The sequence below is a fragment of the Bacteroides sp. genome, assembly GCF_029057325.1.
In the GTDB taxonomy this organism is placed as follows: Bacteria; Bacteroidota; Bacteroidia; order Bacteroidales; family Bacteroidaceae; genus Bacteroides.
The window spans coordinates 1-9,762 of record NZ_JAICZW010000126.1; the positions used below are offsets into that span (position 1 = coordinate 1).

At 49.4% G+C, this 9,762-nt stretch carries 7 protein-coding genes, 1 tRNA gene and 1 pseudogene; 3 read left to right on the forward strand and 6 right to left on the reverse strand.

The window, feature by feature from the left end; translation table 11 throughout:
* Positions 1 to 279 (forward strand): annotated as a pseudogene (locus tag K2G43_RS07385) (rRNA cytosine-C5-methyltransferase); the annotation flags it as partial.
* Between the two features lie 46 nt (positions 280 to 325).
* Here K2G43_RS07385 and K2G43_RS07390 read toward each other — a convergent pair.
* The 3 genes from K2G43_RS07390 to K2G43_RS07400 form a co-directional block, all read right to left on the reverse strand.
* On the reverse strand, positions 326 to 1,489 hold the full coding sequence (locus K2G43_RS07390; RefSeq protein ID WP_297643678.1) for an acyltransferase: 1,164 nt from the start codon (positions 1,487 to 1,489) through the stop codon (positions 326 to 328).
* A gap of 96 nt (positions 1,490 to 1,585) precedes the next feature.
* Positions 1,586 to 2,149: a Crp/Fnr family transcriptional regulator gene (locus K2G43_RS07395; protein ID WP_297643680.1), complete on the reverse strand. Its 564-nt coding sequence runs from the start codon at positions 2,147 to 2,149 to the stop codon at positions 1,586 to 1,588.
* Between the two features lie 496 nt (positions 2,150 to 2,645).
* Positions 2,646 to 2,718 (reverse strand) — tRNA-Arg (locus K2G43_RS07400).
* 212 nt (positions 2,719 to 2,930) lie between these two features.
* Between K2G43_RS07400 and asnA the strand changes: the two genes are divergently transcribed.
* Positions 2,931 to 3,974, forward strand: a complete 1,044-nt coding sequence (gene asnA, locus K2G43_RS07405; protein WP_297643517.1) for an aspartate--ammonia ligase — start codon at positions 2,931 to 2,933, stop codon at positions 3,972 to 3,974.
* A gap of 126 nt (positions 3,975 to 4,100) precedes the next feature.
* The gene (locus K2G43_RS07410; RefSeq protein WP_297643515.1) at positions 4,101 to 4,763 is read left to right on the forward strand and encodes a uracil-DNA glycosylase; all 663 of its coding nucleotides are present in this window, start codon (positions 4,101 to 4,103) and stop codon (positions 4,761 to 4,763) included.
* Between the two features lie 88 nt (positions 4,764 to 4,851).
* Here K2G43_RS07410 and K2G43_RS07415 read toward each other — a convergent pair whose 3' ends face one another.
* The 3 genes from K2G43_RS07415 to K2G43_RS07425 all read right to left on the reverse strand — a co-directional run bounded on the left by K2G43_RS07415 (position 4,852) and on the right by K2G43_RS07425 (position 9,684).
* Positions 4,852 to 7,593, reverse strand: a complete 2,742-nt coding sequence (locus tag K2G43_RS07415; RefSeq protein ID WP_297643513.1) for a putative LPS assembly protein LptD — start codon at positions 7,591 to 7,593, stop codon at positions 4,852 to 4,854.
* A 79-nt stretch (positions 7,594 to 7,672) separates the two neighbouring features.
* On the reverse strand, positions 7,673 to 8,209 hold the full coding sequence (locus K2G43_RS07420) for an HD domain-containing protein (protein ID WP_297643510.1): 537 nt from the start codon (positions 8,207 to 8,209) through the stop codon (positions 7,673 to 7,675).
* Between the two features lie 506 nt (positions 8,210 to 8,715).
* Entirely contained in the window at positions 8,716 to 9,684 is a 969-nt protein-coding gene (locus K2G43_RS07425; RefSeq protein WP_297643508.1) for a transporter, read from the reverse strand.
* Between the last annotated feature and the right edge of the window lie 78 nt (positions 9,685 to 9,762).

Consider the following 9,762-nt stretch of genomic DNA (forward strand, 5'->3'; position numbering starts at 1 on the left):
GCCCACGGGCTTGCCATGAGCGCCGTCTTGCATCTATCCGCTTTCGCCCACGAGGAGATTGGTTACGAACAGGCGGTTGCCTATCTGCGCAAAGAGGCGGTAACGCTTTCGGCGACCGCCCCTCGTGGCATTGTGTTGTTAACTTATAAACAGATTCCTTTGGGTTTTGTCAAGAACATCGGCAACCGTGCCAACAATCTCTATCCGCAGGAATGGCGGATTCGTAGCGGCTATTTGCCGGAAGAAGTCATTGAATTGGATGCGGTTGCCGGCAAGTAGCAACAGCCGTAACAGCCGCATCACGTTTTCGGATGAGTCTGCTGTGTTACAAAGAGCCGCTACGCTTGTTCAGGAATCGCTTTGCCAGATACTTCCGCACAGGTTCGTCGTATAGTTTCAGGCATAGATAAGCCACCAGTATGTTGCCTGCGTAAACGCATAAGACGACCGGCCAAGTCTGTTCCAGCGTGAAAAGCTGTTCCTCAATCAGCCAGGCGTAGAACAGATACATGAACGGATAGTGCACTACATAGACCGGATAGGAGATGTCACCCAGAAACTTGCAGATGCGGGTTGATTTCTGGTCGGTGGTTGTTCCCGATGCGCCCAGCCAGACAAGTGCCGGAAAGACGATGAGGATGCAGAACGATTCATAGATGCCGTTGGCGCAGATCGGTTCTGCTCCTTCGATGTAAGGCACGGCGAATATGGCTGTCAGCGCGATGCTACAAATCCAGAACGCTCCTCTTACCTTGACGGGCTTGAAGTTGCGTGACAGGAGCATACCCATGGAGAAGGGGAACAACATCCGCAGCGACCCGCCGATGAAATTCACGCCGTCCAGCGTCCAGCCCACTCCGATGGAGCCATAGCCGGAAATGTCGAGCATGGCGAACGATGCCAGCGCGATGCCAAGCAGTGCCGTCAGTATGGCAAGCGCCTTGTTGGACAGGCGGTGGATGAACAGGGCGTAAAGGATGTTGCCTATGTATTCGAAGAACAGCGACCAGCAAGGACCGTTCAGCGGGAACATCTCGCCATTGCCACGCACTTCATAACCTGCTCCCGGTATGGCGGGTATGAAGAACAGGAGGCAGAGGAACGACAGCAGAATCATGGACAGGGGAACGTTTGTGCCGTCCCATTGCACGCTTCCTTGGATGCAGAACGTGATTGCGCCCAGCACAGCTCCCATGATGACCATCGGATGCAGACGAATCAGACGCCTTTTGAAGAAATCCTTAACGGTGAGGCTCTTCTTCCATCGGTCGTCGTAGGCGTAGCCGATGACGAATCCCGAAAGGATGAAAAAGAAATCTACAGCCAGATAGCCGTGGTTCAGAGTCTCTATCAGGCCACCGCCGGCAAAGGCGTAGCCTTCGAATACGTGATACCAGATTACCATCAGGGCCGCTACACCGCGAAGCCCGTCAAGAAGCGCGTAGTGCGCTTTGGTGTCTGTAAAAGCAGAAGATGAAATGCTTGACATGTTTTTTTTCGTTAGTTGATAAATGTTTTTCTGTCGCCAAAGGTACGGCATGCGGAAGAAACTTCTTTTGCTTAAAAGCAAAAAAGCAACGGAAACCTATTTCTGGGCGCGTACCCGGCTGAGCGTATAGATGGAGACTCCTAGAAAGGCGGCGATGTATTTCAGTTTTACCCGGTTGATAAGTCCGGGATAGCGGCGGTTGAACTGTTCATACCGCTCTTTGGGTGGCAGTTGCAGCCTTTCCACGAAGATATGGCTTAGTTCCTTGTTGGCGTTTTGATGCAGGATTCTTCCCCAGTTGGCGATGTCGATATAGGTTTCGTAGAGTTCGTTCAGTTTGTCGATGTGGATGGTGTAGATTTTGCAGTCTGAAAGGGTCTCCACACTCTCTATGGATGGCAGGTGATAGTACAGCGAGTCCATGCCGAAGGTGACATCGCCTTCCTGGCTGAACCAGGTGGTGGTGTCCTCTCCGTCGTGGTGGAATACGGAGCGCGTCACGCCTTCCTCGATGAAATAGACCAGACGGTCTGTCACTCCCGACTGCACAATGTAGGTGTTTTTCGGGTAGTGCCTTTCCTGCATATTTGCCTGCAAAGCCTGAAGCGCTTCGTCGGATACCGGATAGATTTGTCTGATTTTGTCTATGATGTTTTTCATAACTTTGTTCCTGATTTTTCCCTATGCGTTCACGAATGGATACACTCTTTCAGATTGGCTCTTTAAATGCGTGAATTTATAGTTCTCGTCAATCGTCCTTTTTTATCATGCAAATATACGTATTAATACCTGTTGGCGGAATTAAATCCGCAAGGAAATGAGTGCTGCGATTCCCCCCTATATTCCCCGGTTTGACAGACACTTGCGTCTGTCGTCTCAAACACTTGCGTCTGTCGTCTTGAACACAAGTGTCTGTCGTCTTGAACACAAGTGTCTGTCAGCTCACTTTTTAATATATGATAATCAGTGTGTTAGGAAACTCCGGGAAGCCGGCCTGCGGATTAATTCCGCCAACGGGTGTACCAATCTATGTACTTTCGGAACTTGAGTAGTTAATATATTAGGCCTGAAGAAAGAAAACTTGTTCTCCATCAAAACAAAAAAGAAATCGTCAAAACTCCATTAGGAAGTATTTGACGATTTCTTTTTTCACTTGTGACCCCGGTGCGATTCAAACGCACGACCTTCAGAACCGGAATCTGACGCTCTATTCACTAAGCTACGGAGCCGAATGCGGATGCAAAAGTATAAAAAAAACAGGAGATTCCTACTATCCGACCACTTTTTTCTATGAAGAAATTTTTTGCTTTTGATGTTATTTTGAGAGGAGTCGCGAATGAATAGTAAACAATTTGTTGTTTTTTTATTTAAAATAGAAGCAAGTAATGATATTATTTCTATCTTTGCCGGACAATTTAATATATGACAATAATATAGATTTATGAGCTACCTGATAAAACCGGAAGGCTACAAGCCTTTATTAGACCTCAAACAGACAGAATTGGGAATCAAGCAGATTAAGGAGTTCTTCCAGCTGAACCTCTCTTCCGAGCTGCGCCTGCGCCGTGTGACCGCACCGCTTTTCGTGCTGAAAGGCATGGGTATCAACGACGACCTCAACGGGGTGGAACGTGCCGTGACCTTCCCCATCAAGGATTTGGGCGATGCCAAAGCGGAAGTGGTGCACTCGCTTGCCAAGTGGAAGCGGCTTACGCTTGCCGAATACAACATCGAGCCGGGATATGGCATCTACACCGACATGAACGCCATCCGTGCCGATGAAGAGCTGGGCAACCTACATTCGCTCTATGTGGACCAGTGGGACTGGGAGCGCGTTATTACCGCTGAAAACCGTAACGTGGAGTTTCTGAAGGAGATTGTCACCCGCATCTATGCCGCCATGGTACGCACAGAGTATATGGTATATGAAATGTATCCGCAAATCAAACCCTGCCTGCCCAATCTGCAAAAACTGCACTTCATCCATGCGGAAGAGTTGCGTCAGCTTTATCCCCATTTGGAACCCAAACAGCGTGAGCATGCCATTTGCCAGAAGTTCAAGGCCGTGTTCATCATCGGCATCGGGTGTAAGCTGGGTGACGGGAAGAAGCACGACGGACGTGCGCCGGACTATGACGACTATACCACTCTCGGCCTGAACGACTTGCCCGGTCTGAACGGAGACCTGCTGTTATGGGACGATGTGCTGCAACGCAGCATCGAGCTTTCGTCCATGGGAATTCGTGTGGATAAGCAGGCCTTGTTGCGCCAGTTGAAAGAAGTAAACGAAGAGGGACGCTTGGAACTCTATTTCCACAAACGTCTGATGGATGACACTTTGCCGCTCTCCATCGGGGGCGGTATCGGTCAGTCGCGTCTGTGTATGTTCTACTTGCGGAAGGCGCACATCGGCGAAATCCAAGCCAGCATCTGGCCGGATGACATGCGCAAAGAGTGTAAAGCCCACAACATACACCTGATTTAACGACTCATCCTTCATACATGCAAAGAGGGGGCATCAACGGCTTGAAAGTTCTTTTTTCAAGGTTGATGCCTTCTCTTTGTTTTTTATTTTGTACTTTAGCATCCGAATCTATTAATAAAAACGGTTATGAATGTTCAGATAGAAGAGAGCTGGAAAGCGCACCTGCAACCCGAATTTGATAAAGAGTACTTCCACACACTGACCTCCTTTGTGCGGGAAGAGTATGACAAATGTGCCATATACCCGCCCGGGAGATTGATATTCAACGCTTTCAACCTTTGTCCCTTCGACAAGGTGAAGGTTGTCATCATCGGTCAAGACCCCTATCATGGACCGGGACAGGCGCACGGACTCTGTTTTTCCGTAAACGACGGCATTCCTTTTCCACCCTCCTTGCAGAATATCTTCAAGGAGATAAAGAACGACATCGGTGCCGATGCCCCCACAAGCGGCAACCTGACACGTTGGGCGGAACAGGGCGTGTTGCTGCTCAATGCCACACTCACCGTGCGTGCCCATCAGGCGGGTTCACATCAGAATAGGGGATGGGAAACATTCACCGATGCGGCTATCCGCCTCCTTGCAGAGGAGAAAGAGCACCTTGTATTCATTCTTTGGGGAGCCTACGCCCAGCGTAAAGGTGCCTTTATTGACCGTAACAAACATCTGGTATTGGCCTCCGCACATCCTTCGCCTCTTTCCGCATACAACGGTTTCTTCGGCAACAAGCATTTCAGCAAGACCAACGAATACCTGAAAGCACACGGGGAAGAAGAGATTAAGTGGTAAAGTGGTAATGTGATAGGGTGGTAAAGTGATAGGGTAATAAAGGCAATATCACCTTATCACCCTATCACTTTACCACCTTATCATCTTATTAATACCATCTGATATTGCTTTGCGTCTGGCTTCTCTGTTCCCACTTCAAGTCTTGCAAGATTTGTGCTGTGGCACGAATCGTGAAGTTGTAGTACTTGTATCTGCCAAAAGGAGCAATGGCGGCAGTCATGGTGAAGCAGTGCAAGTCGCGGCTGATGTTGAAAGAGGTCTGTGTAATCTCTTTCGCATTGAAGTCATAGCCTGAATTGAAGTTGACGGCCCATTTGTTGGTAAGCTTGATGTTACCGTTTATATTCAAGGAGTTCACGCTGACTTTATAGGGATAGCGCATATTCTTCTTGTTGATGGGTTTCGTGCGGTCTTCCGTAATGTTGAAACCGGTGCTGAGGTTGATGGACCATGGCATCTTGAATTCCTGATAGCCATCCGTGCCTGCGGTAGCTTTCTTCACCCTCTTCTTGGGAATACCGTTGTTGTCCAACTCCTCTTCGCTGTTTTCATCTTCCGACGAGGCGTCTCCTTTATCCTTTGAGTCCTCTTCCTTTTCTCCGGTGAAGAAGCCTCTTATCTTTTTCCACGTGTCGTTGTTGATTGTCCAACTGAAGGAAGTGCCATAACCCGACCAGCGTCCGAAGCGGCCGTAAGACCATTCGGTGCGGTTGCCGGTAACCACATTTCCGTTCTTGTCGAATTCGTAGGCATAGGTGGCAAAGGTAGAACCCATGCTCAGGGTATAGCTTTTGCTCAACTTCATGCGGAGGTTGAAGCTGAGGTCGCTCCACGGACGTACTTCAGCCGCCATGTTGTAGCTGATTCCCATGCTTAAGTCGTCAATCAGGCTTACTTTGCGGATGGAGTCGTTCTTGTCCTTGTATTTCATCTCCAGATTGTTGGATAGGTTGAAGGAGACGACTCCCTGTTTTCCACCGGAGGGCGGACTGAAAGCTTGCCGTTCGTAGTAAGAATAGTTCACCGTGTCGCGTGTGCCGTCCCTATTCTCCTTGATGTAGAAGTCGTTGTAGCCGTAGCGGTGGGCGGTAAAGTCAGGTGCGGCGCTCAGGCTGACCGAGGGTGTGAGTACGTGGCGTATCTGTATCTCCTTCTTCTTCATGAACAATGGTTTGTACATGCCATAGACCTTCGTGTTGATGCCTAAGCTGGTGTTGTAATTATAGACACGGTGGAAGCCGTAGGTGGTGTCGTTCACCTCTTTTTGCGCCTCGTTGTCCCAGTCTTTCTTCACCTTGCGGGTGTACCAACGTTCCGTATAGTTCACAGAAGGGGTTACGTTGAAATACTTGAATAAGGTGAAAGTGGCGCTTATCGGTATGTCATGTTGCATACCGTTCTCCCAGTCTTTTATCAGGTTCTTTTTGAACAGCAAGTTGTCTTTTGTTCGGATACTGTTTTTCATGTGTCCAGTGTAGCGCAGTGAAATCTTTTCATACCATCTCTCATTTCCTACCGCATGTTTGCGTTTGAAGGGGAAGATGGTGCTTAGCGAGATGGTCATGTCCGGCAACGTCACGGCAATGGAAGAGTCACGCATGCTCTGTGCGATGTTGGTGGATGCGGAGATGCTCAGGTGCTGGTCGGGGAAGTTGCGCGAATAGCTGACACTGGAAGTCTTGGTGTTCTGAGACATCGCCTGCGAGTTGTACATGTTGTTGATGTTGGTACGCTCGTAGCTGCTGGTGGCGAAGTTCACGCTTGCCGAGAAGGTGGAATTTGGACTTGCCTTCGGGTCTTGGCGGTGCGACCATACAATTTTGAAGTCTTTGGCCACCGAATAGTCGGGCAATCCCTTGTCACCGCTTTTTGTTACCTGATAGTTTGCCTGAAACAGGCCGGAATACTTGTAACGCTTCACGTAGTTTGTCTCCGCATTCAGTGCCCACGACCCTTTGGTGAAGATGTCTCCGCGTACTTTCAGGTCCATCTTGTCACTGATGGCAAAGTAGTAGCCGCCATCCGTCAGGCCGAAACCGCGATTGGAGTCATCCATATAGGTGGGCATCAGGAACCCGGATTGATAGCTGCTGGAGAAAGGAAAGAAGAAGAACGGCACCGCCAAAGGGAGTGGCACATCTTCCACCACCAAATAGGCGGGACCTGTTACCACGTTCTTTTTGGGGCGGACTTTGGCGTAGGTCATCTGCATGTAGAAGTGGGGATGCTCGTGATGGTCGCAAGTGGTATAACGTCCGCTTTTCATATAAAGCTCGTCATTGTCTCCTTTCTTGGCGTTGTTTCCGGTCACGTATCCTTCGCCTTGCTGGCTGACTACATTGCTGATGATACCCCGTCCGCTCTTGAAGTTATAACGGATGGTATCGGTCTCGTATGAGGTGTCTCCGTCTTTAAAGACCGGCCGTCCTTGGATGGCTCCTAAGGAATCGAGCACGCCACGGGCAAACACCGTATTGTTGTCCATATCCATGGAGATGATATCCGCTTCCAGATCTGCACCCGGATAGCTCACCTTGCCTTGTCCGTAGAGATGGGCGAATCCGCTTTGCGTGAACACGATGGAATCGTTGGCCTCATAAGCGACGGGGGCATCCAGCGCGTTCTTTTTGGGAGGAACGGCAGCTGCCGTATCTTGTCGTAACGAGTCGCTCACTTGCAAGGTATCTTTGTTTTGCAGTGAGTCCGCTTGCAGGGCAATCGAAGGCGAAACCCTTCTTACACGGCGCTGAGAAGTAGCCTTCCCAGAGACGAGCATCAGGACAAGTAGCAGTATGAGTGATATAAATTTATATTTTTTCAATGGCGTCATTCGCTAATAGTTTACGCTTGAAGGGGCAAAAGTACGTAATTTATATGGATAATCTCCTTTTTTAATGAAATTTAGATAGCTACAAGAAGAGTTCGCACCAGTTATCGAAGCGTTTCACTCCGGCTTCGCCGTAGCGTTCCAAGCTTTTCCGTGCCTTTTCGATGCTCTTTTCTCTATCCAGATGGGTCTTTGAATAGAACTTGTCGGCAAAACAGACCACTTGTTCCTCCAAAGTGACCGGAAGCATTTCCCGTTGGGGCACAGGAAGCTGCTGTGCAAGGATTTCGTCTAGCGAAAGTCCTGCTCCCGTATGGCGTTCGCATACCAACGCATGGCGGGGATATCCTTCCGCACGCATCAAGTCGGCTCCCAGATAACCGTGGCAAATATAGGGCTTGTCGCCAAAACAGTGGATGCCATCCGCATCTGTCAGGAAAATGCCTATGTCGTGCAGCATGGCCGCTTCGTACAGAAAATCACGGTCCAACGAGAGTTCGGGGTGCCGGTCGGCAATCTGCAGCGCTTTCTCCGCCACCGAACGGCTGTGGGTCAACAAGATGTGACGCAACTCATTCTCTTCTGGATAGTATTTTTGAATGATATCAATCGGGTTCATGGTTTTGTAATGGTTTAGACGTATTCATTTGTTTCAGGTGACAAGTGAACGAGGGAAACTGCGGGTATCCCATCATTCGTTTCGTGGCGCAAAAATACGAATAATTCTGCAACAAAACCTAACTTTGCTTTCGCTAATGGTGGCACAAATCACATCTATTCTCATTTAACCTTCAATTGTTCATTGGAACAGACTTATTATTTTCTTTAGAGTGTAAAATATTTTCAGCCATCTTTCTGCGGCCGGCATGTTCCGGTGAAAAAAACTTCCTCTCCCTCCTTTTCCTATCTTCTCTTTATCTTCTCCCTGACCGACCCCTATCAGGACCTATTCGGCTTCGGACGTTCTTCGGACAAACTCCACTCCCTAGGACCGAAGAATGTCCGAAGAACGTCCGAAGAAACACCGAAGGAAGTACGGAGCAGATAAGAACCGGATAAGACGCGGACCGGAAGGATAGGGAGGAGCGGATTTTTCGGGAAGAAGATATTTTGTGTAAATATTTCTTATGCCGATGCCTTCTCCTTCATCTCATTCTTCCGCTTCTTCCACAACTGATAGCTGTTGATGATGTTCTGCCACAACACATACGAGCCCGGTCCGACGGATGACAACGGATTCAGATACGTGTATGCCATCCAGATGGCAAGCACCGTATTCTTCTGTCCCAACGCTTGCCCGCCGCTGATGCGCTCTTTGTAATGCCCGCCGATTCTCTTTCCTAGATAGAATTGGATGCAGCAAGCCGCCAATCCGGCCAAGGCTATCAAGAACTCCACGGAAACAGGAGCGTCGCTATTTACCAACGAACGCACCGTCTGACCCGAAACAATGGCAAGCGCCACCGCCCACAGATAGAAGGCCGCGTCGCGAAAACCCAAAAGAAACCGGTGCGTCCCGGGGACGAATATGCGCAGGAACCACGCAAGGAAGAAGGGACAAAGCAGCAACGGAAACACCTTGCTCAGAATCTTGAGGAAGGCGGCAAAGAAGGTGATATGGGCATGCGGCTCTACCAATGGAAACACCAACGGCACTGCCACAGCCGCCAGCAGGTTGGACAACAATGTGTAAGTGGTCAGGCTGGAAGCACTGCCGCCCAACTTGCCGGTAATCACTGCGGCGGCTGTCGCCGTAGGACAGATGAGGCAGACCATCGCCCCCTCAAACACTTCGCGATAGGTCTCGTCCATCGGGCAAAACATCAACAATGAGGCTACCGCCATGCAGGAGGTTGCCTGAAACAGCAACAGCCAACCATGCCACGACTTAGGCTTCAGCTCACGGACTTCCACTTTGCAGAAGGTCAGCAGAAGCTGTGCGAAAATCAAAACTGGAGTGAGAAAAGCAACCAATCCGCTGATATAAGGTTTGGCGGGTGCCACGAAAGGAATCTTCGCAAAGAAGAAATATCCCAATGTACCGGCAAGCATTGCCAAAGGCAACGTCCAGTTCTTCAGAAAACGAATAAACATGTTTGAGTTCCTATTAAAATTTCTGCCGCAAAGTTACGGATATTCTCAATAAAGTGTTCGATGGAGGCTGTTTCATCC

Bases quoted from the DNA above. Each gene is read 5' to 3' on its own strand.
- K2G43_RS07390 (WP_297643678.1), bottom strand. From the start codon at position 1,489: ATGTCAAGCATTTCATCTTCTGCTTTTACAGACACCAAAGCGCACTAC.
- K2G43_RS07395 (WP_297643680.1), bottom strand. From the start codon at position 2,149: ATGAAAAACATCATAGACAAAATCAGACAAATCTATCCGGTATCCGAC.
- asnA (WP_297643517.1), top strand. From the start codon at position 2,931: ATGAGCTACCTGATAAAACCGGAAGGCTACAAGCCTTTATTAGACCTC.
- K2G43_RS07410 (WP_297643515.1), top strand. From the start codon at position 4,101: ATGAATGTTCAGATAGAAGAGAGCTGGAAAGCGCACCTGCAACCCGAA.
- K2G43_RS07415 (WP_297643513.1), bottom strand. From the start codon at position 7,593: ATGACGCCATTGAAAAAATATAAATTTATATCACTCATACTGCTACTT.
- K2G43_RS07420 (WP_297643510.1), bottom strand. From the start codon at position 8,209: ATGAACCCGATTGATATCATTCAAAAATACTATCCAGAAGAGAATGAG.
- K2G43_RS07425 (WP_297643508.1), bottom strand. From the start codon at position 9,684: ATGTTTATTCGTTTTCTGAAGAACTGGACGTTGCCTTTGGCAATGCTT.